30 protein-coding genes and 5 tRNA genes are annotated in these 24,061 nt (G+C 39.3%); all 35 read left to right on the top strand.

From position 1 onward, the window contains the following. The first annotated feature begins 8 nt into the window (after positions 1–8). Positions 9–81: transfer RNA gene (locus QME58_00470), tRNA-Thr, on the top strand. A gap of 6 nt (positions 82–87) precedes the next feature. Then, positions 88–170: transfer RNA gene (locus QME58_00465), tRNA-Tyr, on the top strand. A gap of 55 nt (positions 171–225) precedes the next feature. Continuing rightward, positions 226–298 (top strand) — tRNA-Gly (locus QME58_00460). 18 nt (positions 299–316) lie between these two features. Further along, positions 317–389 (top strand) — tRNA-Thr (locus QME58_00455). Positions 390–430: 41 nt separating this feature from the next. Then, on the top strand, positions 431–580 hold the full coding sequence (rpmG, locus tag QME58_00450; GenBank protein MDI6802303.1) for a 50S ribosomal protein L33: 150 nt from the start codon (positions 431–433) through the stop codon (positions 578–580). 12 nt (positions 581–592) lie between these two features. Beyond that, positions 593–665, top strand: a tRNA-Trp gene (locus QME58_00445). 27 nt (positions 666–692) lie between these two features. Beyond that, positions 693–875, top strand: a complete 183-nt coding sequence (gene secE / locus QME58_00440) for a preprotein translocase subunit SecE (GenBank protein MDI6802302.1) — start codon at positions 693–695, stop codon at positions 873–875. Positions 876–889: 14 nt separating this feature from the next. Next, a complete protein-coding gene (gene nusG, locus QME58_00435) occupies positions 890–1,438 on the top strand; it encodes a transcription termination/antitermination protein NusG (protein ID MDI6802301.1) in 549 nt (182 codons plus the stop codon). Positions 1,439–1,456: 18 nt separating this feature from the next. After that, entirely contained in the window at positions 1,457–1,879 is a 423-nt protein-coding gene (gene rplK / locus QME58_00430; GenBank protein MDI6802300.1) for a 50S ribosomal protein L11, read from the top strand. A gap of 88 nt (positions 1,880–1,967) precedes the next feature. Next, positions 1,968–2,660, top strand: coding sequence for a 50S ribosomal protein L1 (gene rplA, locus QME58_00425; protein MDI6802299.1), 693 nt, complete (start codon positions 1,968–1,970; stop codon positions 2,658–2,660). A gap of 105 nt (positions 2,661–2,765) precedes the next feature. Next, positions 2,766–3,287, top strand: a complete 522-nt coding sequence (gene rplJ, locus QME58_00420; protein MDI6802298.1) for a 50S ribosomal protein L10 — start codon at positions 2,766–2,768, stop codon at positions 3,285–3,287. 44 nt (positions 3,288–3,331) lie between these two features. Beyond that, complete coding sequence (gene rplL / locus QME58_00415; GenBank protein ID MDI6802297.1) at positions 3,332–3,706, top strand: 50S ribosomal protein L7/L12; 375 nt, start codon at positions 3,332–3,334, stop codon at positions 3,704–3,706. A 166-nt stretch (positions 3,707–3,872) separates the two neighbouring features. Further along, positions 3,873–7,637, top strand: coding sequence for a DNA-directed RNA polymerase subunit beta (gene rpoB / locus QME58_00410; protein MDI6802296.1), 3,765 nt, complete (start codon positions 3,873–3,875; stop codon positions 7,635–7,637). A 24-nt stretch (positions 7,638–7,661) separates the two neighbouring features. Then, a complete protein-coding gene (gene rpoC / locus QME58_00405) occupies positions 7,662–11,960 on the top strand; it encodes a DNA-directed RNA polymerase subunit beta' (GenBank protein ID MDI6802295.1) in 4,299 nt (1,432 codons plus the stop codon). Positions 11,961–12,057: 97 nt separating this feature from the next. Next, the gene (rpsL, locus tag QME58_00400; protein ID MDI6802294.1) at positions 12,058–12,438 is read left to right on the top strand and encodes a 30S ribosomal protein S12; all 381 of its coding nucleotides are present in this window, start codon (positions 12,058–12,060) and stop codon (positions 12,436–12,438) included. Positions 12,439–12,447: 9 nt separating this feature from the next. Beyond that, positions 12,448–12,915 (top strand): 30S ribosomal protein S7, encoded by a 468-nt coding sequence (gene rpsG / locus QME58_00395; GenBank protein MDI6802293.1) that lies wholly within the window; start codon positions 12,448–12,450, stop codon positions 12,913–12,915. Between the two features lie 11 nt (positions 12,916–12,926). After that, the gene (gene fusA / locus QME58_00390; GenBank protein MDI6802292.1) at positions 12,927–15,023 is read left to right on the top strand and encodes an elongation factor G; all 2,097 of its coding nucleotides are present in this window, start codon (positions 12,927–12,929) and stop codon (positions 15,021–15,023) included. Positions 15,024–15,080: 57 nt separating this feature from the next. Continuing rightward, positions 15,081–16,292, top strand: coding sequence for an elongation factor Tu (gene tuf / locus QME58_00385; GenBank protein MDI6802291.1), 1,212 nt, complete (start codon positions 15,081–15,083; stop codon positions 16,290–16,292). Positions 16,293–16,330: 38 nt separating this feature from the next. Further along, positions 16,331–16,639, top strand: a complete 309-nt coding sequence (rpsJ, locus tag QME58_00380) for a 30S ribosomal protein S10 (protein MDI6802290.1) — start codon at positions 16,331–16,333, stop codon at positions 16,637–16,639. A 41-nt stretch (positions 16,640–16,680) separates the two neighbouring features. After that, positions 16,681–17,310, top strand: a complete 630-nt coding sequence (gene rplC / locus QME58_00375; GenBank protein MDI6802289.1) for a 50S ribosomal protein L3 — start codon at positions 16,681–16,683, stop codon at positions 17,308–17,310. Between the two features lie 3 nt (positions 17,311–17,313). Further along, positions 17,314–17,937, top strand: coding sequence for a 50S ribosomal protein L4 (rplD, locus tag QME58_00370; GenBank protein MDI6802288.1), 624 nt, complete (start codon positions 17,314–17,316; stop codon positions 17,935–17,937). Positions 17,938–17,954: 17 nt separating this feature from the next. Beyond that, positions 17,955–18,242 (top strand): 50S ribosomal protein L23, encoded by a 288-nt coding sequence (rplW, locus tag QME58_00365; GenBank protein MDI6802287.1) that lies wholly within the window; start codon positions 17,955–17,957, stop codon positions 18,240–18,242. Positions 18,243–18,308: 66 nt separating this feature from the next. Then, a complete protein-coding gene (gene rplB / locus QME58_00360) occupies positions 18,309–19,139 on the top strand; it encodes a 50S ribosomal protein L2 (GenBank protein ID MDI6802286.1) in 831 nt (276 codons plus the stop codon). 18 nt (positions 19,140–19,157) lie between these two features. Further along, entirely contained in the window at positions 19,158–19,439 is a 282-nt protein-coding gene (gene rpsS, locus QME58_00355; GenBank protein ID MDI6802285.1) for a 30S ribosomal protein S19, read from the top strand. A gap of 25 nt (positions 19,440–19,464) precedes the next feature. Beyond that, positions 19,465–19,866, top strand: coding sequence for a 50S ribosomal protein L22 (gene rplV / locus QME58_00350; GenBank protein MDI6802284.1), 402 nt, complete (start codon positions 19,465–19,467; stop codon positions 19,864–19,866). A 7-nt stretch (positions 19,867–19,873) separates the two neighbouring features. After that, positions 19,874–20,512 carry a 30S ribosomal protein S3 gene (gene rpsC, locus QME58_00345; GenBank protein MDI6802283.1) on the top strand — a complete coding sequence of 213 codons (639 nt, stop codon included), beginning with the start codon at positions 19,874–19,876 and terminating at the stop codon, positions 20,510–20,512. Between the two features lie 24 nt (positions 20,513–20,536). Beyond that, positions 20,537–20,959 carry a 50S ribosomal protein L16 gene (gene rplP / locus QME58_00340; protein MDI6802282.1) on the top strand — a complete coding sequence of 141 codons (423 nt, stop codon included), beginning with the start codon at positions 20,537–20,539 and terminating at the stop codon, positions 20,957–20,959. Positions 20,960–20,983: 24 nt separating this feature from the next. Beyond that, on the top strand, positions 20,984–21,190 hold the full coding sequence (rpmC, locus tag QME58_00335) for a 50S ribosomal protein L29 (protein ID MDI6802281.1): 207 nt from the start codon (positions 20,984–20,986) through the stop codon (positions 21,188–21,190). Positions 21,191–21,206: 16 nt separating this feature from the next. Continuing rightward, complete coding sequence (rpsQ, locus tag QME58_00330; protein MDI6802280.1) at positions 21,207–21,467, top strand: 30S ribosomal protein S17; 261 nt, start codon at positions 21,207–21,209, stop codon at positions 21,465–21,467. 20 nt (positions 21,468–21,487) lie between these two features. Continuing rightward, entirely contained in the window at positions 21,488–21,856 is a 369-nt protein-coding gene (gene rplN / locus QME58_00325) for a 50S ribosomal protein L14 (GenBank protein ID MDI6802279.1), read from the top strand. A gap of 10 nt (positions 21,857–21,866) precedes the next feature. Next, positions 21,867–22,190: a 50S ribosomal protein L24 gene (rplX, locus tag QME58_00320; protein MDI6802278.1), complete on the top strand. Its 324-nt coding sequence runs from the start codon at positions 21,867–21,869 to the stop codon at positions 22,188–22,190. 22 nt (positions 22,191–22,212) lie between these two features. After that, positions 22,213–22,842: a 50S ribosomal protein L5 gene (gene rplE / locus QME58_00315; protein ID MDI6802277.1), complete on the top strand. Its 630-nt coding sequence runs from the start codon at positions 22,213–22,215 to the stop codon at positions 22,840–22,842. A gap of 20 nt (positions 22,843–22,862) precedes the next feature. Continuing rightward, entirely contained in the window at positions 22,863–23,048 is a 186-nt protein-coding gene (locus tag QME58_00310; protein MDI6802276.1) for a type Z 30S ribosomal protein S14, read from the top strand. A 42-nt stretch (positions 23,049–23,090) separates the two neighbouring features. Next, positions 23,091–23,486: a 30S ribosomal protein S8 gene (gene rpsH / locus QME58_00305; GenBank protein MDI6802275.1), complete on the top strand. Its 396-nt coding sequence runs from the start codon at positions 23,091–23,093 to the stop codon at positions 23,484–23,486. 17 nt (positions 23,487–23,503) lie between these two features. After that, the gene (gene rplF, locus QME58_00300; protein MDI6802274.1) at positions 23,504–24,055 is read left to right on the top strand and encodes a 50S ribosomal protein L6; all 552 of its coding nucleotides are present in this window, start codon (positions 23,504–23,506) and stop codon (positions 24,053–24,055) included. Positions 24,056–24,061 lie beyond the last annotated feature (6 nt).

Here is a 24,061-nt window from a genome sequence, read left to right as displayed (position 1 = left end):
AAATAAATGCTGGCGTAGCTCAGTTGGTAGAGCAGCTGATTTGTAATCAGCAGGTCATCGGTTCAAATCCGATTGCCAGCTCAAGTTGGGTAGGTAGCGAAGCGGTCAAACGCAACAGACTGTAAATCTGTCGGCTCCGGCCTTCGGAGGTTCAAATCCTTCCCTGCCCACAAAGTACTTGTTTCAAATTGCCCGTCTCGAATTTAGAGAATGTCAAGTGAAATTGCGGGAGTAACTCAGTTGGTAGAGTCACAGCCTTCCAAGCTGTTGGTCGCGGGTCCGAGTCCCGTCTCCCGCTCTTGAGTTGCTCAAATAGGCTTGTGTAGCTCAGTTGGTAGAGCACTTCCTTGGTAAGGAAGAGGTCACCGGTTCAATCCCGGTCGCAAGCTCGTAAAAACAATATCTAAAAAATATATTTTGGAGATTTAAATTGCGTGATATAATTACATTAGAATGCACTGAGTGCAAACGAAGAAATTACACTACAACTAAAAATAAGAAAAAACAAAGTGGTCGTGTAGAATACAAAAAATTCTGCAGGTGGTGCAATAAACGCACACCACATAAAGAAACAAAATAAATTATCTAATACACGTGTGTGGCTCAATGGCTAGAGCAGCGGTCTCCAAAACCGCAGGTTGGGGGTTCGAGTCCCTCCACACGTGCATTCACAATGAGTGTAAAAGGTTAATATGAAAGAAAAAATAATTAATTTCTTCACTGACGTAGTAAAAGAAATGAAAAAAGTAACTTGGCCCAAAAAGGAAGAATTACGTGAAACAACCGTAGTCGTATTAGCTGTTTGTGGCTTTATTGCTGTTTTTGTTTACTTCGTCGATACCATCGTTAGTCAAGCGATGAAGGCAATATTATAAAAGTGGATAAACATTTGGAAAATAACAAAACCGAAACAAAATGGTACGTTGTTCGAACCTACTCAGGTCACGAAAACAAAGTAAAATTTTTTATCGAAGAAGAATCAGAACGTTTGCAACTGATCGACAGAATTGCACGGGTTGTAGTACCATCGGAGAAGGTATTTGAGATTAAGGACGGCAAAAAAAAGAGTAAAATAAAAACTTTTTTCCCCGGCTATATTCTAATCGAAACAATTTTAGATAAAGAAACTAAACATTTGATTCTAAATACTCCATCAGTAATCAGTTTCGTTGGACCTCGTGGAGAACCTGCACCGCTTCATCAAGAGGAAGTACGTCGGCTTATCGGTTCTCTCGATAAAGGATCGGAAGAGGAAGTTTTAGAAGTTCCGTATGTTATCGGTGATGCCGTAAAAGTTATCGACGGTCCATTCAACAACTTTAGCGGTTTTGTTCAGGAAATTAATAAAGAAAAAATGAAACTAAAAGTGATGGTAAGTATTTTCGGACGGAAAACACCCATCGAACTCGATTTTAGTCAAATAAAAATTGAAAAATAATTTTATAAAGGTTCAGTAATGAAAAAGATTGTAGGTTATATCAAGTTACAAATTCCAGCAGGACAAGCTAACCCGGCTCCTCCGGTAGGACCTGCCCTTGGTCAAAAGGGTGTAAATATTATGGAATTTTGTAAGCAGTTCAATGCAAAAACAAAAGAGCAATCGGGCTTAATTATTCCGGTAGTTATTACGGTTTTTTCAGATAAGTCGTTTGTTTTTATTACCAAAACTCCTCCGGCTGCAATACTATTATTGAAAGCATCAAAATTAGAAAAAGGTTCTGGAGAACCGAACCGCATCAAAATCGGAAAAGTAACTTCGGCACAAGTTCGCGAGATTGCCGAATCGAAAATGGTTGATCTGAATGCGCACGATGTTGAAGCAGCAATGCAAATGATTGCCGGTACTGCCAGAAGTATGGGCATTACTGTAGAAGGATAGATTTTAATTAACGTGGAAGTTTCAAACCTGCAATAATTTTCAGGTTGATTTCCGAAACGCTATCACCACTAATAAAAGGAATACAAAAATGAAAATCAGTAAAAGATTCAAAGCAGTTACATCTAAGGTAGATTCAAAAAAGTTTTTTACTATCGAAGATGCTGTTAACTTGGCAAAACAAACATCAACCGCTAAATTTGTGGAGTCGATTGATATAGCTGTAAAATTAGGAGTCGATCCCAAAAAAGCTGATCAAGCTGTACGTGGTACAGTTTCGCTTCCGCACGGAACTGGTAAAGAAGTTCGCGTACTCGTTATTGCTAAACCACCAAAAGACGAAGAAGCAAAAGCAGCCGGTGCTGATCATGCCGGTTACCAAGATTACCTTCAAAAAATTCAACAAGGCTGGGCTGATGTTGATGTAATAATTGCTACGCCTGATGTAATGGGCGACCTTGGAAAGCTCGGAAAAATTTTAGGACCTCGTGGCTTAATGCCAAATCCGAAAAGCGGTACAGTAACTACCGAAGTAGCAAAAGCTGTTAAAGAAGTAAAAGCCGGTAAAATTGAATTCCGTGTTGATAAAGCGGGAATTGTACACGCTTCCATTGGGAAAGCAAATTTCGACAACGAAAAACTTGTTGAAAACATAAACGCATTTTTAGCTACTGTAGCACGCTTGAAACCGGCTACAGCAAAGGGACAATACATACGCAGTATTTCTCTTTCGAGCACTATGGGACCTGGCGTTCATATTGATAAAAATGTAATTAAAATATAAAAAAGAAATTTACGCACTCATAAATATAAATAGCAATTAATTTTTACTGCCAGATCAATAAAAGGTTTGGGCTTCTCAGTAAAAAAATTAATTATTGAGGAATCAATGCAACGTAATGAAAAAAATAAAATAATCGAAGAAATAAAGGAAAAGGTTTCGCGCGCCAATGGTATGTACTTGGCTGACTTTACCAGAATTACTGTGGAGCAGATAAACGAGCTTCGACGGGAATTCTATAAAGCCGGTGTCGAATATCGTGTCGTCAAAAACACGCTTGTTCATAAGGCATTCGAAGCTGTTACCGGTTACGACAAAGTTTACCCCAAACTTGTCGGACCTACGGCGATTGCATTCGGATACGATGATCCAATTATTCCAGCAAAAATTATTAAGAAGTTCAGCGATAAAAATCAGAACCTTAAAGTAAAAGCTTGTATTATCGAAAAACAAATTTACGATGGAAGTGAACTTAATAATATTGCCACAATGCCTTCACGACCAGAGATGATAGCTTCAATTCTCGGAAGTATTGATGCACCTGCTTCCGGACTCGTTGGTGTAATTTCTGCTGTTATGAGAGATTTGGTTAGTGTATTGGATGCAATAGAAAAAAAGAAAGCCGCTTAATTAATAATTATTTAGAAAATTTAATAGTATAGGAGAATAAAAAAATGTCAGTAATTCAAGAATTAGTTGAAAAAATAGAAAAATTAACTCTACTCGAAGCAGCAGAATTAAAAAAAGCTCTCGAGGAAAAATTTGGTGTTACAGCCGCAGCTCCGATGATGATGGGCGGACTGATGCCTGCCGCCGCAGCTCCGGTAGTAGAAGAAAAAACCGAATTTAACGTTGTACTTATAAGCTCGGGTGCTCAAAAAATTAACGTCATCAAAGTCGTTCGTGCTGTCACAGGACTCGGTTTGAAAGAAGCAAAAGACCTCGTTGACGGTGCCCCGAAGACTGTGAAGGAGGACTTGAATAAGGATGAGGCTGAAAAACTTAAGAAAGAACTCGAAGACGCCGGCGCAACAGTAGAATTAAAGTAATACTGTAGGCTACGGACTTTGTCCAAAAAGCGACTCATTTTGTAAATCAGCCGATAATTTTTACATCTTTTTCTGAAGATTTGAATTATCGGCTTGATATTTTTTATTTTTAAGATTTAATAAAAGTTTTTTAATAATGTAAGGAGCAGGTAAATTGAAGCGCCTAATAAATATTCAAAACGAAAGAATTTCATTTTCTAAAATTCCACAGGTTCTCGAACAGCCCGACCTATTGAATGTTCAGAGGGAATCTTGGGAAATATTTTTACAAGCCAGAACCCCCGCGGTCAAACGTAAGGTTCAGGGTTTGCAACAAGTTTTTTTACTGAATTTCCCGATACAAGATACTCGCGAAAATTATCTTCTTGAATTCGTAGAATATTCCGTCGAAAAACCAAAGTACGATGTCAGGGAATGTCAGGAGAGAGGACTCTCATACGCAGTTCCGCTCAAGGCAAAATTGAAATTATCCAAAAAAAGCGAAGACGGTCATTCCTATGTTGACACTATCCAACAGGAAGTATATCTCGGCAATTTGCCAACAATGACTGACAGAGGAACATTCATCATAAATGGAGCTGAACGTGTAGTAGTTAGCCAGCTTCATCGATCACCCGGTGTATTTTTCAGCGAGTCGATACATCCAAACGGAACTCCTATATTTTCTGCCCGCATTATTCCTTTCCGCGGTTCGTGGATCGAATTCACTACAGATATCAGCAACGTAATGTATGTTTATATCGACAGAAAGAAAAAGTTTCCTGTTACTACTCTCCTCCGTGCGATTGGCTATTCGTCCGATGATGAAATTTTAAAACTTTTCAACTTAATTGAAGATGTTGATGCTAAAGAGGCAGACTTAAAAAATTATCTAAACCGTGTTATTTGTAGCGATGTTATCGATAAAAAAACAGGTGAAATATTTATTAATAAAGATACAGCATTAACTGAAGAACTTATAAAGAAGATAAAAAAATTAGAGATAAAGAAACTACATTTCTTAAAATTTGATAGTAGCGGCGAACGTTCAATTATCGCGAATACAATTCAACGCGATGCTGCACGTACCGAACAAGATGCTCTTGAAGCAATTTACAGACAGCTTCGGTCGGGTGAAGCTCCTGATTTGGATACCGCCAAAAATTTAATCGACCGTTTGTTCTTCAACGAAAAACGATACGACCTCGGTAATGTAGGCAGAAACCGAATGAACTCGAAACTCGGTTTAAACACACCGACAACCACCACAACACTTACCCGCGAAGATATTTTGGCAATCATCAATTATCTTTTAGATTTACAACAAGGTAAAAAAACAGTTGACGATATTGACCATCTCGGTAATCGCCGCGTTCGCACAGTTGGCGAACAGATAGCTCAACAATTCAATATAGGAATGGTTCGTATGACGCGAACAATCCGCGAACGAATGAATTTGCGCGATAACGAAAATCTTGCCCCGCAAGATTTGATTAATGCCCGTACAATAACAAGTGTGATAAACTCGTTCTTCGGAACAAATCAATTATCGCAGTTTATGGATCAAACAAATCCGCTTGCCGAAATTACACATAAACGCCGGATGTCGGCACTCGGGCCAGGCGGCTTAACACGTGAACGAGCCGGCTTCGAAGTTCGCGACGTTCACTATACTCATTACGGACGGTTGTGTCCTATTGAAACACCCGAAGGTCCAAACATCGGTTTGATTTCCTCGTTGTGTATTTATTCGCGAGTGAACGAGTTCGGGTTTATTGAAACACCATATAGAAAAGTGAACGATGGAAAGGTTTCAACCGATATTGAATTTCTGACCGCAGAAAAAGAAGACGTTTACACCATCGCCCAGGCAAATGCAAAATTAGATGCTCAAGGAAATTTCACTGATATCAAAATTAAAGCCCGCTTCCAAAGCGATTACCCAATCGTGAAACCCGAAGAAGTTCATTATATAGATGTCGCTCCTACACAAATTGTGAGTGCTGCTGCGGCTCTCATTCCGTTCCTCGAACACGATGATGCTAACCGCGCATTGATGGGGTCGAATATGCAACGGCAGGCAGTACCTTTGTTAAAACCTGAAGCTCCGATAGTTGGAACAGGTTTCGAGAAAAAAGTGGCGATAGATTCGAAATCTATGATCGTTGCTGAACGCTCAGGGGTTGTTGAATATGTTGACGCTGATAAAATTATAGTTCATTATGAAATCGACGAAAGCAGTATCGAATCGTTGACATCATTCGACAATAAAACTGTTGTCGAATACAAGCTGACAAAATTTTTCAGAACGAACCAGGATACCTGCATCAATCAAATACCGATTGTAATAGCAGGGCAAAAAATTAAAAAAGGTCATGTATTAGCCGACGGCAGTTCAACACAAAATGGAGAGTTAGCACTTGGTCGAAACGTGATTGTTGCGTTTATGCCGTGGCGAGGTTATAACTTCGAGGATGCTTTAGTAGTCAGCGAGCGTTTAGTTACTGAAGATGTATATACATCTATTCATATTGAGGAATTCGAATTGCAAGTGCGCGATACAAAACGCGGCGAAGAAGAACTGACTCGTGAAATACCAAATGTTAGTGAAGAAGTTGTAAAAGATTTGGATGAAAACGGCGTAATCCGTGTTGGCGCTATGGTTAAAGAAGGCGATATCTTAGTCGGTAAAATAACTCCGAAGGGTGAAACCGACCCGACTCCCGAAGAAAAATTATTAAAAGCAATCTTCGGCGAAAAAGCAGGCGACGTGAAAGATGCCTCATTGAAGGCGCCTCCGGGAATGAAAGGTATTGTTATTGCCACAAAACTTTTCAGCCGCAAACGCAAGGACACCGAGACAAAGAAACAAGATAAGAAACGATCGGAACAGATAGAAAAAAACCGAATTCGCGATTTAAAAGAAACTAAGAAAAAATTAGCCGAGAAACTCGGTATATTGCTCACCGGTGAAAAGTGCTTAGGAATTCGTGATAAAAAAGACAACCTCGTTATACGAAACTCAGTAGTTATCAAAGCCAGTACGTTCGAATCGATTGACGAGATAGAAATTCTAGAGTATGAAACTGAATGGGTAGAAAATAAAAAGAAAAATGCACTAGTCGTTAAAATATTTGAAGCTTACTTCGAAAAACTTAACGACATTGAAAGTGTTTACAAGCACGAAAAAAATAAAATACAATCGGGCGACGAACTTCCTCCCGGAATTGTTCAACTTGCCAAAGTTTATGTCGCAAAGAAACGTAAACTTTCTGTAGGCGATAAAATGGCAGGTAGGCATGGTAATAAAGGTGTCGTATCGAAAGTTGTTCCTGTTCAAGATATGCCATTCTTGCCGGATGGAACTCCTGTCGATTTCGTATTAAATCCTTTGGGCGTACCATCGCGTATGAATCTCGGACAATTATTTGAAACTGCACTCGGTTGGGCTGGATACAAGTTGGGTCAAAAATATTCAACACCAATATTTGATGGTGCGACATGGGAAGAAGTTGCTGAAGAGTTACACAAATCGGGTATAGCAGAATATTCAAAAACAACTTTGATTGATGGAATGACCGGCGAATCTTTCGATCAACAAGTTTCTGTCGGGTTTCTTTATATGATGAAATTATCCCATTTAGTTGATGATAAAATTCACGCGCGTTCAATTGGTCCGTACTCATTAATTACTCAGCAACCGCTCGGTGGTAAAGCCCAATTCGGTGGACAGCGTTTTGGAGAAATGGAAGTTTGGGCGCTCGAAGCATACGGAGCTGCGCATAACTTGCAGGAATTATTAACCGTTAAGAGTGATGATGTTCCGGGTCGGGCTAAAGTCTATGAAGCTATCGTTAAAGGAGATAATCTGCCCGAATCAAGTATCCCTGAATCCTTTAACGTGTTAGTACGCGAATTGATGGGTTTAGGTTTAGAAATCAAGATTGATTAAGAAGGACATTGGAGCAAAATAATTATGCGAAATATAGAACCAACAACTAAAAAAGCATTTACGAAAATCAGGATAGGCATAGCATCATCGGATGATATTCTGTCCAGGTCTCGTGGTGAAGTAACAAAACCCGAAACGATAAATTATCGTTCTTTCCGTCCTGAAAAAGATGGACTGTTTTGCGAAAAAATTTTCGGTCCAATTCGAGATTGGGAATGTCATTGTGGAAAATATAAACGTATCCGATACAAAGGAATTGTATGCGACCGATGCGGTGTTGAAGTAACACAAAAAAGTGTTCGGCGCGAACGTTTAGGACATATTCACTTAGCAGTTCCTGTAGCTCATATTTGGTTTGTCCGCTCGGCTCCCACGAAAATTGGATACACACTCGGTATGGGTGTAAAAGATTTAGAAAAAATTATTTATTATGAATCTTATATCGTAATCCAACCGGGATCCACAGGTTTGAAAAGAATGGATATGATCTCTGAAGAACAATACCTGGAGATATTATCCACTTTACCTGAAAACAATCAGCAATTAGATAAAACAGACGAAAGAAAATTTATAGCCGATATCGGTGCACCTGCGGTAAAAGCTTTGTTAAAAAGTATCGATATTGATTCTACAGCCGCTCATCTTCGTGTAACATTGAAAGAAGAAACCTCAGCCCAGAAAAAAATTGAGATATTAAAACGGTTGCGTGTTCTTGATGCCTTTCGCGATAAAGGCGATGGCTCGCTAAACAAACCCGAGTGGATGGTTTTAGAAGTTGTTCCTGTTATTCCACCTGAATTGCGTCCACTCGTTCCTCTTGAAGGTGGTCGTTTTGCAACTTCTGACTTGAACGACTTGTATCGTCGAGTAATAATCCGCAATAATCGTTTAAAACGATTGATTGATATAAAAGCTCCTGAGGTAATTCTCCGGAACGAAAAACGTATGCTTCAAGAAGCTGTTGATTCATTATTCGACAATTCGCGTAAACTGAATGCAGTTCGTTCCGATAATAACAGGGCATTAAAATCCCTTGCCGATATGTTGAAAGGGAAGCAGGGGCGTTTCCGTCAAAACTTGTTAGGAAAACGAGTCGATTATTCTGGTCGTTCCGTTATCGTTGTCGGTCCCGAATTAAAATTGCACGAGTGCGGATTACCAAAAGATATGGCTGTTGAATTATTCAAACCGTTCATCATACGGAAATTAATTGAACGGGGTTTGGTGAAGACCGTGAAAAGTGCCAAGAAGATGGTTGAAAAAAAATCAGCCGAAGTTTGGGAAGTTCTTGAACACATTATAGATGGTCATCCGGTTCTATTGAATAGAGCACCAACTCTTCATCGTCTTGGTATTCAGGCATTTCAACCGGTTCTTGTAGAAGGTAAAGCAATAAGAATTCATCCGATGGTTTGTACTGCATTCAACGCCGACTTTGACGGCGACCAAATGGCGGTTCACATTCCATTATCTTATCATTCGCAAATGGAAGCGCGCATCTTGATGCTTTCGAGCCATAATATTTTATCTCCTGCAAGCGGGTCGCCTATCGTACATCCAACGCAAGATCAAGTTCTTGGTTGTTATTATCTTACAAAAGCAAGGTCGGGCGATTTAGGCGAGGGCAAAATATTTTCATTACAAGATGAAGTAATCATCGCTCATAATGCTGCAAAGATTGGATTGCACGCTAAGATAAAAGTTCGCATTAATAACAAGATAATCGAAACTACAACCGGTCGGGTAATATTTAATGCAATAGTTCCTACTGAAGTAGGATTTATTAATGAACTCTTAAATAAAAACCGACTTACTCAACTCGTCGGAAATGTTTATCGCAAAGTAGGAAATTTAAAAACCGCCGAGTTTTTAGATAATTTAAAATACTTAGGATTCAAATATGCTACACAAGGTGGTTTATCGGTTAGTGTCGGGGATGTTATTGTACCTAAGGAAAAAGAAGAAATAATAGCGAAATCGCAACGGGATGTAGATAACATACAAAATCAGTATTACAACGGTTTTATTACACCGGGTGAAAGATACAATAAAGTTATCGACACTTGGTCACGCGCTACAACTCGTGTTGCCGAACGATTATTCGAATCATTGCAACATTCGCAGGCTGGATTCAATTCACTTTATATGATGGTCGATTCCGGTGCGAGAGGTTCCAAAGAACAGATTCGCCAATTAGCCGGAATGCGTGGCTTGATGGCTAAACCGCAACGAAGTATGTCCGGTTCGGCTGGTGAATTAATTGAAAATCCGATTATAGCCAATTTCCGTGAAGGATTGTCAGTATTGGAGTATTTCATCTCAACTCACGGCGCTCGAAAAGGTTTAGCTGATACAGCATTAAAAACTGCTGATGCCGGTTATCTCACCCGACGTCTCGTGGATGTCGCTCAAGATGCAATTATAACGATGGTTGATTGTGGTACTATTATGGGTGTTGCTACGAGCGCTCTCAAAGAGGGCGAAGATGTTAAAGAACCATTAGCAGAAAGAATTTTAGGACGTGTAACGGTTCACGACGTATATGACTCTTCGACAAACGTATTGATAGTTGCTGCCGGAGAAGAAATTACAGAAGAAATTGCTCAAAAAGTATCCGAGACTTCTATCGAAACAGTACATATTCGTTCGGTTTTAACTTGTGAAGCTACACGTGGTATCTGTGCAAAGTGTTACGGTAGAAATTTAACGATTGGTCAATTGGTCAAAACTGGTGAAGCAGTTGGTATTATCGCTGCTCAATCTATAGGTGAGCCCGGTACACAGTTGACTCTCCGAACATTCCATACAGGTGGTACAGCAAGTTTAATTGCTGCACAATCGCAAATTACATCCAAGTTTAATGGAGTTATTAGATACGAAAATGTAAAATCGCTCAAACAAGATGATGAGAGTAACAAACGTATCGTAACAGGTCGCAGTGGCGTGGTTATGGTTTATGACGACGAACAACGACTGCTAACAAAATATGATGTACCATATGGTGCAACTTTACAAATCCATGATGGAACATATATTAAAAAAGGTGAGATCATTTATGAATGGGATCCGTATAATGCTGTAATTATAACCGAACATTCAGGGCGCATTGAATATTCAGGCTTAAGGGAAAATGTTACATATCGCCAAGAACCCGATGAACAAACCGGACACATCCAAACGGTGGTCATAGAATCCAGAGATAAAACTTTCAATCCTGCAATATTATTGAAGAATGAAGAGGGCGAGAAGATAGCTACATATAACCTTCCCACACATTCTCATATCGTTGTTGATAATGATGAAAAAATAAGTGCTGGAACGATTTTGGTGAAAATACCTCGTTCAATAGGTAAAACACGCGATATCACAGGTGGTTTGCCACGAGTAACCGAGTTGTTCGAAGGACGTAATCCTGCTAATCCTGCAATCGTTTCAGAAATTGATGGAATAATTCGTTTTGGTCAGCAAAAACGCGGTTCAAGAGAGGTTATAGTTGAAAGTCACGATGGAAAAGACCGTAAGGAATATCTCGTTCCGCTTGGGAAACACATCCTCATTCAGGAAAATGATTTTATCCGGGCAGGCGAGCGTTTAACCGATGGAGCTATCGATCCCGACGATATTTTAAAAATTAAGGGAGTCGGAAAAGTTCAGGAATATTTAGTAAACGAGATCCAAGAAGTTTACCGTATGCAAGGTGTTAAAATAAACGATAAACATATCGAAATCATCGTACGACAAATGATGCAAAAAGTTCGAATTTTGGATTCCGGTGATACACGTTTTATTGAAGGCGACGTGGTGGCTAAATTGTCATTGTTAGGAGAAAACGACTCACTTAAAGAAACTGTATATATCAACAACAAGGGTGATACGAAATTTAAGAATGGACAGCTTGTTCTCAAGAAAAAGGTTCGTGAATTGAATAGCGAAGTCAAAAAGAAGGGGAAAAAGGTTGCTGAATTTAGAGAAGCTGAACCGGCAACCTCCGAACCCATTTTATTAGGAATTACACAAGCATCTCTTTCAACGGATAGCTTTATTTCGGCTGCCTCTTTCCAGGAAACAACAAAAGTATTAACAGATGCTGCTATTTCTGGGAAAATTGATTATTTACTCGGTTTAAAAGAAAATGTGATTGTGGGGCATCTTATTCCTGCAGGAACTGGTTTAAAGCAATTTCGAGATATTCTTGTTGCTCCTAAGGAACCCTTCAAAATTGCAGAATCTGTCGTTTTAGAAGAACCCACGCAAGGACCTGAAATCGAAGAAGAGGTCAAAAAAACGCCAAAGAAACGAGTTCGAAAACTGGCAAAATCATAATGCTTGACTATGAAAATATTTTTCGTTATATTAGTGCTCTTAAAATTCAAAAATTAAGCAATTTAACAATTAACTAAACAATTATCGGAGTAATATATTGCCAACGATCAATCAACTGGTTCGAAAGAGCCGGGAAATGGTAACTTGGAAGAGTAAAGCACCAGCTTTACAAGAATGCCCGCAACGTCGGGGAGTTTGTACTCGTGTATATACAACTACACCAAAAAAACCGAATTCCGCTTTACGCAAAGTAGCACGTGTTCGTTTAACAAACGGAATTGAGGTAACGGCATACATTCCAGGTGAAGGTCATAACCTGCAGGAACACTCCATCGTGATGATTCGTGGTGGTAGGGTTAAAGATTTACCGGGTGTTCGATACCATATTATTCGAGGCACTTTGGATACTGCCGGTGTTGCTGATAGAAAACAAGGTCGTTCAAAATATGGTGCTAAAAAGCCAAAGGCACAAAGTTAGGTTTATAAAATGAGAAAAAAACAAGCTGAAAGAAGGTTAGTTACTCCCGATCCAAAATTTAACGATATATTAGTTGCTCGCTTCGTAAATTGTGTGCTCAAAGAAGGAAAAAAGCATTTAGCGCGAAGAATTGTTTACAAAGCTATTGATACAATTGAAAATAAAACCAAGTCAAACGGAATAGATGTTTTTCGAAAAGCAGTTAATAATGTTAAACCTTTGTTAGAGATACGTGCTCGCAGAGTTGGTGGTGCAACCTATCAAGTCCCAACTGAAGTTCGAGAAAGCAGAAGTATCGCTTTAGCAATTCGGTGGATAATTAATTACGCAAGCGATAGAAAAGATAAATCAATGGCTCTGAAGTTAGCTGCCGAATTTATGGCTGCAGCAAATAACGAAGGCGCTTCGGTAAAGAAAAAAGAAGATACACACAAAATGGCTGAAGCTAATAAAGCTTTCGCCCACTTTAAATGGTAAGTAAAATATAGATGCCCAGAAAATATTCATTAAATAAAACCCGTAATATCGGTATTATGGCACACATTGACGCCGGTAAAACCACCACGACCGAACGTATTTTGTTCTATACGGGAAAATTACATCGTGTTGGCGAGGTTCATGATGGTGCATCAACAATGGATTGGATGGAACAAGAAAAAGAACGTGGCATTACTATTACAAGTGCCTCTACTACTTGTTTTTGGAATGATAACCGGATTAATATTATAGATACACCTGGACATGTCGATTTTACTGCCGAGGTAGAACGGTCGCTCCGTGTTTTAGATGGCGCAGTCGCTTTATTCTGTGCAGTCGGCGGTGTCGAGCCACAATCCGAAACAGTTTGGCGTCAAGCCGATAAATACGGAGTTCCTCGAATAGCATTTGTCAATAAAATGGATCGCGTTGGTGCTGATTTCTACAATGTAATTAAGATGATGAAAGAGCGGCTCGGTGCACATGCTGTTCCGATTCAAATTCCTGTTGGCGAAGGCGAACTTTTTGCCGGCGTTATAGATTTGATTACAATGAAAGCCAGAATATTTAACGATACAACCATGGGAACAACTTGGGATGATATCGAAATTCCAGCCGATTTGAAAAAGAAAGCTCAGTTGTATCGCACTAAGATGTTGGAAGCAGTTTCTGACGAAGACGATACATTGCTTGAAAAATATATCGAAGGTAAAGAAATTACCACTGAAGAAATTCGCGTTGTACTGCGACGCGCTGCTATAAAAGTTAGTATTATACCTGTACTTTGCGGTTCGTCATTCAAGAATAAAGGTACTCAAAATTTATTAGATGCGGTTATTGATTTCCTTCCCTCACCCCTTGATGTAGGTGATGTAGTTGGGCATCATCCGTATAAATCAGATAAAGTTATTAGAAAAGTTGCAGATAAGGAAATTTTTACAGCTCTCGCTTTCAAAATAATGAGCGATCCTTATGTTGGAAAATTAACTTATTTTAGAGTTTATTCTGGTACATTAAAATCAGGTTCCTACGTTTATAATTCTGTTAGTGAACGAAAAGAACGCATTGCACGTATCCTGAGAATGCATGCAAATCATCGTGAAGACGTTGATGAAGCATACGCAGGCGACATAGTTGCTGCTATAGGACTTAAATTTACTCGAACAGGAGACACGATTACAACAGAGGACGATCCTATTATTCTTGAAAAAATGGATTTCCCGGAACCAGTAATCTCTATTGCCATTGAACCAAAAACTAAAGCTGACCAAGAAAAAATGGGCGAATCGCTTAGCAAATTAGCTGAAGAAGATCCCACATTTAGGGTTTCAACCAACGAAGAGACAGGACAAACCATAATTAATGGTATGGGGGAACTTCATCTTGAAATTATTGTTGATAGGATGAAGAGAGAGTTCAAAGTAGATGCAAACATTGGTAAACCACAAGTTGCGTATAAAGAAACTATTAAAGGAAAAGTTTCACAAGTTTATAAACATGTAAAACAATCAGGTGGTCGTGGTCAATTTGCTCACGTAGAAATCGAAATAGAACCTAACGAAAAAGGTAAAGGCTTCGAATTTGTTGACGATATTAGAGGTGGGGTTATACCAAAAGAATTTATACCTGCAGTTCAGGCCGGTATTGCTGAACAAATGAAAAACGGTATTTTAGCAGGATATCCGGTTGTTGATGTTAAAGTACGGCTATTTTATGGTTCATACCATGAAGTCGATTCTGACGAAATGTCATTTAAAATCGCTGGATCTATGGGTTTCCGTGAAGCAGCTCGCAAAGCAAACCCTGTAATTTTAGAACCAATAATGGCTGTTGAAGTAGTAGTTCCAGAAGATTACATTGGCGACGTATTAGGCGATTTGAGTTCGCGCCGCGGAAAAATCGAAGGTATGAATTCGCGTAAAGAAGTTCAGGTAATTAAAGCGTTTGTACCTCTATCGGATATGTTCGGATACGCTACGAATTTACGTTCGCTAACACAAGGCAGAGCTTTATTCACGATGCAATTTTCGCATTACGAGAACGTACCAAAAGCGATTTCAGATCAGATTGTTGAAAAACTTACTGGTAAACAAACAAAAGTAGCATAAATAATAGATTAATAAGTAATTAAAAAATAAACACCCAATTTAAATAGGAGAAACGAAATGGCAAAAGAAAAGTTTACGAGGGACAAACCCCATGTCAACATTGGAACGATAGGACACGTTGACCACGGAAAGACAACCCTAACTGCTGCTATTACGATGGTTTTAGCAAAAAAGGGATTGTCGGCTATTAGAACATTCGATTCAATTGATAATGCCCCGGAAGAACGCGAACGTGGTATTACAATCGCAACTGCACACGTAGAATACTCAACCGCTAAGCGACACTATGCTCACGTTGACTGTCCCGGTCACGCTGACTACATCAAAAATATGATCACTGGTGCAGCTCAAATGGACGGTGCAATCCTCGTTGTTGCAGCTACCGATGGTCCGATGCCTCAAACACGCGAACACATTCTTCTTGCTCGTCAAGTAGGTGTTCCCAAAATAGTTGTATTTATGAATAAAGTAGATGCAGTTGACGATCCGGAATTATTAGAACTCGTTGAACTTGAGTTGAGAGATTTATTGAAGCAGTACGAATTCCCCGGTGATGAAATACCGATTATTCAGGGTTCTGCTTTAAAGGCAATGGAAGCAGCTATCAGACCGGATTCAAAAAGCGATGACCCGGCGTTTGAATGCATCGCTAAATTAATGGATGCCGTTGATACATACATCCCAGTTCCTCAGCGCGATGTCGATAAACCATTCTTGATGCCTGTTGAAGACGTGTTCTCAATTACAGGACGCGGAACAGTAGGTACCGGAAGAATCGAACGTGGCAAAGTTAATGTCGGTGAAGAAATCGAAATTATCGGTCTAGATGCTCATAAAAAAGCTGTAGTTACCGGCGTTGAAATGTTTCGCAAAGAACTTGACCAAGGTATGGCTGGCGATAACGTAGGTCTGTTATTGCGCGGTGTCGATAAAACTGAATTGGAACGCGGAATGGTTTGTGCAAAACCCGGTTCTATTACACCACACAAAAAATTTAATGCTCAGGTTTACGTACTGAAAAAAGAAGAAGGCGGTCGTCATACACCATTCTTTACCGGATATCGTCCGCAATTCTATTTCCGTACAACCGACGTTACTGGAATCGCACACTTACCGGCAGGAATCGAAATGATTATGCCAGGTGATAACGTAGATAATTTAGACATCGAATTAATTACCACCATCGCTATGGAAGAAGGTCTTCGCTTTGCTATTCGCGAAGGCGGTCATACTGTCGGTGCCGGTGTAGTAACCAAAATAATTGCATAATAAAAACAATAACAAACATGAAGTTTTAGGAGTTACAGGTGCCAGGAGAAAAAATACGTATAAAATTAAAGTCTTACGATCATAATTTAATCGATAAGTCGGCTGAAAAAATTATTAAAACAGTAAAACAGACCGGTGCTATTGTTTCAGGACCGATCCCGTTGCCGACCAAACGGACAGTTGTTACGGTATTACGTTCGCCTCACGTTGATAAAAAATCGCGAGAGCAATTTGAAACTCGAACTCATAAACGATTAATTGATATTTTAAACTCAACATCACGAACTGTAGAATCGCTCATGAAATTAGAGTTGCCCGCAGGTGTAGATGTAGAAATTAAAGTGTAACTCTTTCTTTAAAATTAGATACTGAATAAAAAAAACGCAAAATGACTGGATTGTTAGGAAAAAAAATAGGAATGACGAGTATATTTGATGAACAGGGAATTGTTATCCCCTGCACCATCATTGAAGCAGGACCTTGTTTTGTTACTCAAATTAAAACCAAAGAAATCGATGGATATGAAGCTGTACAAATTGGTTTCGAGGATAAGAAAGCTCGTCTTGTAACCAAACCTTTAATAGGCCATTTCAATCGTTCCGGGGTTACTCCCAAACGTTTGGTAAAGGAATTCAACGGATTCGATATCTCCAATATTAAATTGGGTGATGAGATAAAAGCAGAAGCTATTTTTTCTGCCGGGGATCTCGTTTCTGTAACTGGTAAATCAAAAGGAAGAGGTTTTCAAGGCGTTGTTAAACGTCATCATTTCGGAGGTGGTTCGAAGACACACGGACAAAGCGATCGTGTTCGCGCTCCGGGATCCATTGGCGGTAGTTCGTATCCTTCGAGAGTATTCAAAGGTCAACGTATGGCTGGCAGAATGGGTAATACTCAAACAACTGTCCAAAACTTAACAGTTGTTAAAATTATCAGTGAATCAAATTTGCTCCTGATAAAAGGTTGCGTTCCCGGTCATATAAATGCGTATGTAGAAATTCAAAAAAAATTGAAATAGAAAATGGAATTAGAAGTTTACAAAAAAGATGGAACATTGACTGGCGAGAAGATTACACTGTCTCCTGATGTTTTCGAGATTGCACCAAACGATCACGCAATATATCAAGCTGTTCGAGTTTACTTAGCTAATCAACGTCAAGGAACGCATAAAACAAAGACAGTTGCTGAAGTAAGCGGTGGCGGTAAAAAACCTTACAAGCAGAAAAAAACCGGACGTGCTCGTAGCGGTTCCTCCCGATCTCCATTATGGAAGGGTGGCGGCACAATTTTCGGACCGGTGCCTCGCGATTATTCAATGTCGTTACCAGAGAAAGTAAATAAATTAGCCAGAAAATCGGCTCTAAGTTATCGCGTAAAAGAATCGGATGTTAAAATAGTCGAAGACTTTTCATTCGAATCTCCGAAAACTAAAGACATAGTTTCAATTTTAAAAGCTCTGAAATTGGATGATACTAAAACCTTACTCTTGTTATCAAAAACCGATAGCATTGTATATAAATCGGGACGTAATTTACCGAACCTTCAAATTCTTGAAGCAAACAAAGTATCGGCTTATGATATTATGAAGAATAAAGTAATCTTATTTCAGAAGAGCGCTGTAGAAGTTATCGAAAAAATATTTTAGCAGAGAGTATAATTATGATGGGAATATTACAAAGACCAATAGTTACCGAGAAGATGACAGCACTCGAAACGCATCGGCAGTACGCTTTTGAAGTGGACCGAAAATCAAATAAAATAGAAATTCAAAAAGCAATAGAAAAAAAGTTTAACGTTAAAGTATTAACTGTTAGAACAATTAATTACAAAGGAAAGCAAAAAACTCAAATGACCCGCCGCGGACGCTTCAGTGGCAAAACCGCACAGTGGAAAAAAGCTATCGTTACACTCAAAGAGGGTGATAAAATAGAATTTTTCGAAAACATCTAATCTAAAAGCGGGTCAGGAGAAGAGTACCTAAATACTCATATTAGCTGACCAAGGAATTATAGAAATATGGCAATCAGAAAATTAAAACCTGTTACACCTGGAACTCGTTGGATGAGTGTTCCTGCTTTCGACGAAATTACTAAAACAGTTCCAGAAAAATCTTTAATAGAAATATTAAAGAAAAGCGGTGGACGCAATAACACAGGGCGTATAACATCGCGCCACCGAGGTGGTGGACATAAACGTTTTTATCGCATCGTCGATTTCAAGAGAGATAAATTTGATATCGAAGCAAATGTTACTGCAATCGAATATGATCCGAACCGATCTGCTCGAATTGCTCTGCTGACTTATAAGGATGGCGAAAAACGTTATATACTCGCTCCCGATGGTTTAAAAGTAGGCGAAACAATAATTTCGGGACCAACGTCCGAAATAAAAGCTGGAAATGCTTTACCTCTTTCAAATATTCCTGTTGGTTCATTTATTCATAATGTAGAATTGAAGCCGGGTAAAGGAGGGCAAATTGCCCGAAGCGCCGGTGTATCAATTCAACTTATGGCAAAAGAATCCGACTATGTGCAAGTAAAACTTCCATCCGGCGAAATCCGAAAAATTCAAGCCAAGTGTTATGCAACATTAGGAACGGTCGGAAATATCGAGCACGAGAATATAAGCCTTGGTAAAGCCGGTCGATCAAGATGGTTGGGCATTCGTCCTCAATCGCGCGGTGTGGTTATGAACCCGGTTGACCATCCACACGGTGGCGGCGAAGGTAAATCGCCTCAAGGAAATCCTCATCCTGTATCGCCATGGGGCTGGCATACCAAAGGTAAGAAAACTCGAAGAGTTAAAAAGTTATCAAGTAAATATATAATTAAACGTCGTACTAAATAATAAAAATGAATTGAAACTATGAGTCGTTCAATTAAAAAAGGTCCTTTTGTCGATCCAAAACTTTTAAAGAAAGTTCAGGATATGCAAAAATCGGGTAAGAAGTCGGTAATTAAATCTTATTCTCGGTCTTCTACTATTACTCCCGAATTTGTCGGATTAACTTTTACTGTCCATAACGGAAATAAATTCATCCCTGTTTATGTTCACGAAGGTATGGTCGGACACAAACTTGGTGAATTTGCTCCGACGCGAATATTCCGCGGACATCCCGGACTTAAGAGCGAAGCATCAACAGGATAATAAATAGGTATAATTGGAGAATATAATGGAAGCACGAGCAATACATAGGTATGTTCCGTCGTCGCCGCGCAAAATGCGATTGGTTGTCGATTTGATCCGCGGTAAAAATATTGAAGAAGCTATTTCGCTTATGCACTTTTCAACAAAGCATGCATCGAAAATTGTTGAGAAGGTATTACGTTCGGCAGTTTCAAACTTGCAGAATAAAGTTGAAGGTAAACGGATAGAAAATGAAAACATATTTGTAAAGACAGCATTTGTGAATGGCGGTCCTTCAATGAAACGGGTTCTTCCTGCACCGATGGGGCGGGCTTTTAGAATAAAGAAACGTTCAAACCATCTTACAATAATTGTAGCAGAGCGTGAAGCAGCAAATGAGACAACAACAATTTTAAAAACAAACAAAAAAACTGAGAAATCTGAATAGGAGATACATGGGCCAAAAAGCAAATCCAATTGGACTTCGTTTAGGTGTAAATCGTGGCTGGGATTCAAACTGGTTCGAAAAAAGAGATTGTGGAGTCAAATTATTAGAAGATATAACTGTCCGTAATTATATCCGTACCCGGTTAAAAAAAGCTGGTATATCAAAAATTATGATCGAACGAACACCAAAACATGCCCGCATAACAATTTTTACATCACGCCCAGGTATTGTTATCGGACGGAGTGGTCAGGAAATTACTAAATTAGAAGAAGAACTGAAAAAGATTTCAAACAAAGAAGTTAAACTTCTGATAAGCGAAATTAAACGACCGGAATTGGATGCCTATTTAGTTGCAGAAACTATCGCCGGACAAATCGAGGGTCGAGTTTCGTTCCGTCGCGCTATGAAGAGCTCTATAACTTCGGCAATGCGTATGGGTTCCGAAGGAATCCGTATAATGTGTGCAGGTCGGTTAGGCGGCGCCGAAATTGCACGAACAGAACAATACAAAGAAGGCAGAATTCCACTGCATACTCTGCGTGCCGATATCGATTATGCTACAACAACCGCCCAAACAATTTACGGTGCCATCGGTATTAAAGTATGGATTTGTAAAGGCGAAATTTTAGGCGGCACTCCTTATTAAAAATTATTATAATGGATAATTGAAATGTTATTACCAAAACGTGTAAAATACAGAAAAACTCAACGCGGCAGGATGAAAGGCAAAGCTACTCGCGGAGCCACAATATCTTTCGGTGATTTCGGATTGAAAGCGTTGGAACCCGGATGGATAACTCAACGACAAATCGAGGCGGCTCGTGTAGCGTTAACGCGATTGATGAAGCGTGAGGGAAAAGTTTGGATACGAATTTTCCCCGATAAGCCGGTAACAAAAAAACCTGCTGAAACGCGTATGGGTAGCGGAAAAGGTGCCCCTGAATTCTGGGTAGCAGTTGTAAAACCCGGTACCATTCTGTTTGAAGTAGGCGGTATTAAAAAAGATGTCGCTGAAGAAGCTATGTATATTGCAAGTCGTAAACTTGCTATTCAAACCAAAATGGTAACACGTATAGGTTACGAAGCGAGTTAATATTTAATCTATTGAAAGAAGAAGATGAAATCCCACGAAATCAAACAATTAACAGCTGAAGAAATTCGAAAGCGCATACAAGAAGAAGAAATAAACTTGAGTCATTTGAAATTTCAATTAGCAACCCGTCAGTTATCGAGCCCGATTCAAGTTCGGTCAGCACGGCGGAACATAGCGCGCTTAAAAACTATTCTTCTTGAAAAAGAGAACCAAGAGAAAGCAAAACAATAAAGGATATTGAAGTAAGATGACTGAAAGAAATACGGTACGGAAAATAAAAGTAGGGACAGTTGTAAGCAACAAGATGCAAAAAAGCATTGTGATAGCTGTTGAAGGACGGATACCTCATCCGATATATCGAAAATATTATAAACGCACTACGAAGTTAATGGTGCACGACGAAAAACAAGAAGCAAATGTAGGCGATGTAGTAAAAGTAATGGAAACCCGCCCACTCAGTAAACATAAACGTTGGCGCCTTGTTGAAATTGTTGAAAAAGCTGTCTAAGCGAAAAAGGAATTCAGATTATGATACAAGAAGAAACCAATTTAATAGTAGCCGATAATTCCGGTGCCAAAAAAGTACAATGTATTCGTGTCCTTGGTGGTCACGATCGTAGATACGCAGGTATTGGAGATATAATAGTAGTTTCAGTAAAAAGTGCAATCCCTGGTGCCGGTGTTAAAAAAGGGGAAGTATCGCGCGCAGTAATAGTGCGAACAAAAAAAGAAACTCGTCGTAACGACGGATCATATATCCGTTTTGACGAAAATGCTGCTGTGTTGCTTAATGCACAAGGTGAACCACGCGGAAGCCGTATATTCGGTCCGGTTGCACGCGAACTTCGTGATAAAAATTTCATGAAAATAATTTCATTAGCACCCGAAGTTCTGTAAAGGAAATAAAATGAAAATTCATAAAAACGATAACGTAATTATAATTAACGGAAACGCAAAAGGAAAAACCGGAAAAGTGTTGAAGGTTTTTCGCGAAACAAACCGTGTAATAGTTGAAGGCGTGAATATAACTAAACGTCACTCACGTCCATCACAAAAAAATCCAAAAGGTGGCATCGTCCAAAAAGAAGCTCCCGTCAACTTGTCCAATGTTATGGTCATTTGTCCTAAGTGTAACGAAGCTTCGCGTGTTGGACGTGTTCAAGTTAAAGATGCAATAAGTAGTCGAAAACACATGATGCGTGTCTGCAAAAATTGTGAAGAAATGTTCTAACAAATTATTGAACTAGAAAATTATGGCAAAAGAAAAAGCTCCTAAGAGCGTAAAAGAAGCAAAACCAGCAGCAGGCTCTGCTACAACTGTAATCGAAAAGGGCGTTGCCCCTCGGCTGTCGGAATTTTATAATAAAGAAATTATTCCTAAATTGATGGAAAAATTCAGTTATAAAAGTGTTTCCCAGGTTCCGAAATTAGATAAAATATGTGTGAATGTAGGAGTAGGGCAAGCAACGCAAGACCCTAAACTGATCGAATTGATTGTTAAAGAATTAGAATATATTGTCGGTCAGAAGACAGTAGTTCGACGTTCGAAAAAAGCGATATCGAATTTTAAACTTCGCGAAGGAATGCCTATAGGAGTTAGCGTAACACTCAGACGGCACCGGATGATGGAATTTTTCGATAGATTGGTGAATGTTACAATGCCGCGAATTCGCGACTTCCGCGGACTATCCGACAAGTCGTTCGACGGTAGAGGTAACTATACTTTAGGTGTCAAAGAACAAATTATTTTTCCAGAAATAGACGTTGATAAAGTAACAAAGGTTTTTGGAATGGATATTACATTTGTTACAACAGCAAAAACTGATCAAGAAGCATACGAACTGTTAAAAGCGTTCGGAATGCCATTTGTTAAACCGCAATAATAAATATATAGGAGAATTACTTGGCACGATTAGCAATGCGGGTGAAAGCCAAAAGAACACCCAAATATCCGACACGACAACATAACAGGTGCAATATCTGCGGAAGATCCAGAGCATACTACCGAAAATATGGAATATGTCGATTGTGTTTTCGTAAGCTTGCCTTAGACGGGAAAATCCCGGGCGTAAAAAAAGCTAGCTGGTAATTACTTAAAAATAAATGAAATTAATAAATTTAATGGATAAATATGAGCGTAACTGATCCAATAGCCGATTATCTTACAAGATTGCGAAATTCCTTAGGTGCAAAACGCAAACGAGTCGAAATTCCATGCTCGGGTGTGAAAAGGGAAATATCTCGCCTTCTCAAAGAAAAAAAATACATTGCCGATTTTACCGAAGTAGCCGAAGAACATTCGAGCAAACTGATTATAGAACTTCGTTACAATGCAGGTAAAAGTGTTATATCAGGTTTAAAACGAATTAGCAAGCCCGGATTACGGGTATATGTGAAGTCCGACGAAATGCCACGTGTTTTAGGTGGTCTCGGAATAGCATTAATATCAACATCAAAAGGAATAATGACAGAGAAACAAGCATACCTCGAAGGTATTGGCGGCGAAGTTTTATGTCATATTTGGTAATAAAGGAGCTATAAAAAGTGTCAAGAGTAGGTCGTAAACCAATTCCAATCCCTAAAGGGGTTAAAATAGAAATTAACGGCAACGAGATACAGGTTGCCGGAACAAAAGGTAATTTAACATCCCAAAAGCCCGACAGTATTTCTGTTGCGGTCGAAGGAAATGAAATTATACTTAAGAGAAGTTCCGAAGACAAACGAGATAAAGCCCTTCATGGCTTATGGCGTGCTTTGGTTGCCAACATGGTACACGGTGTTTCTGAAGGTTATCAGAAAAAACTCGAAATCGTAGGCGTAGGTTATAAAGCTGAAATCAAAGGAAAAGGAATCCAGTTAGCACTCGGCTTTTCGCATCCTATTTTCTTTGTTCCTCCTCAAGGAATAAATATTGCAGCCCCCACACCGACTAGTATAATGATTCAAGGAATAGACAAATATCTTGTAGGACTTGTTGCAGCAAAGATTCGCTCGTTCCGACCGCCGGAACCATACAAAGGTAAAGGGGTAAAATACGAAGGTGAATACATTCGTCGTAAAGCCGGTAAAACTGCAGCATCAGCCGGTTCAAAATAATAAGTT

This window comes from Bacteroidota bacterium (genome assembly GCA_030017895.1).
Taxonomy (GTDB): Bacteria; Bacteroidota; Ignavibacteria; order UBA10030; family BY39; genus JASEGV01.
This window is presented reverse-complemented; position numbering and strand designations above follow the sequence as displayed.

What these genes read in the sequence shown, in the direction of transcription:
- rplW (MDI6802287.1), top strand. Translation starts at nt 17,955, where the DNA reads ATGGGAATATTACAAAGACCAATAGTTACCGAGAAGATGACAGCACTC.
- rplV (MDI6802284.1), top strand. Translation starts at nt 19,465, where the DNA reads ATGGAAGCACGAGCAATACATAGGTATGTTCCGTCGTCGCCGCGCAAA.
- rpsH (MDI6802275.1), top strand. Translation starts at nt 23,091, where the DNA reads ATGAGCGTAACTGATCCAATAGCCGATTATCTTACAAGATTGCGAAAT.
- rplB (MDI6802286.1), top strand. Translation starts at nt 18,309, where the DNA reads ATGGCAATCAGAAAATTAAAACCTGTTACACCTGGAACTCGTTGGATG.
- rpsS (MDI6802285.1), top strand. Translation starts at nt 19,158, where the DNA reads ATGAGTCGTTCAATTAAAAAAGGTCCTTTTGTCGATCCAAAACTTTTA.
- rplD (MDI6802288.1), top strand. Translation starts at nt 17,314, where the DNA reads ATGGAATTAGAAGTTTACAAAAAAGATGGAACATTGACTGGCGAGAAG.
- fusA (MDI6802292.1), top strand. Translation starts at nt 12,927, where the DNA reads ATGCCCAGAAAATATTCATTAAATAAAACCCGTAATATCGGTATTATG.
- rplN (MDI6802279.1), top strand. Translation starts at nt 21,488, where the DNA reads ATGATACAAGAAGAAACCAATTTAATAGTAGCCGATAATTCCGGTGCC.
- rplJ (MDI6802298.1), top strand. Translation starts at nt 2,766, where the DNA reads ATGCAACGTAATGAAAAAAATAAAATAATCGAAGAAATAAAGGAAAAG.
- rplP (MDI6802282.1), top strand. Translation starts at nt 20,537, where the DNA reads ATGTTATTACCAAAACGTGTAAAATACAGAAAAACTCAACGCGGCAGG.
- tuf (MDI6802291.1), top strand. Translation starts at nt 15,081, where the DNA reads ATGGCAAAAGAAAAGTTTACGAGGGACAAACCCCATGTCAACATTGGA.
- rpoC (MDI6802295.1), top strand. Translation starts at nt 7,662, where the DNA reads ATGCGAAATATAGAACCAACAACTAAAAAAGCATTTACGAAAATCAGG.
- rplX (MDI6802278.1), top strand. Translation starts at nt 21,867, where the DNA reads ATGAAAATTCATAAAAACGATAACGTAATTATAATTAACGGAAACGCA.
- rplA (MDI6802299.1), top strand. Translation starts at nt 1,968, where the DNA reads ATGAAAATCAGTAAAAGATTCAAAGCAGTTACATCTAAGGTAGATTCA.
- rpsQ (MDI6802280.1), top strand. Translation starts at nt 21,207, where the DNA reads ATGACTGAAAGAAATACGGTACGGAAAATAAAAGTAGGGACAGTTGTA.
- rplC (MDI6802289.1), top strand. Translation starts at nt 16,681, where the DNA reads ATGACTGGATTGTTAGGAAAAAAAATAGGAATGACGAGTATATTTGAT.
- rplL (MDI6802297.1), top strand. Translation starts at nt 3,332, where the DNA reads ATGTCAGTAATTCAAGAATTAGTTGAAAAAATAGAAAAATTAACTCTA.
- rpsG (MDI6802293.1), top strand. Translation starts at nt 12,448, where the DNA reads ATGAGAAAAAAACAAGCTGAAAGAAGGTTAGTTACTCCCGATCCAAAA.
- secE (MDI6802302.1), top strand. Translation starts at nt 693, where the DNA reads ATGAAAGAAAAAATAATTAATTTCTTCACTGACGTAGTAAAAGAAATG.
- rplE (MDI6802277.1), top strand. Translation starts at nt 22,213, where the DNA reads ATGGCAAAAGAAAAAGCTCCTAAGAGCGTAAAAGAAGCAAAACCAGCA.
- rplK (MDI6802300.1), top strand. Translation starts at nt 1,457, where the DNA reads ATGAAAAAGATTGTAGGTTATATCAAGTTACAAATTCCAGCAGGACAA.
- rpsC (MDI6802283.1), top strand. Translation starts at nt 19,874, where the DNA reads ATGGGCCAAAAAGCAAATCCAATTGGACTTCGTTTAGGTGTAAATCGT.
- rpmC (MDI6802281.1), top strand. Translation starts at nt 20,984, where the DNA reads ATGAAATCCCACGAAATCAAACAATTAACAGCTGAAGAAATTCGAAAG.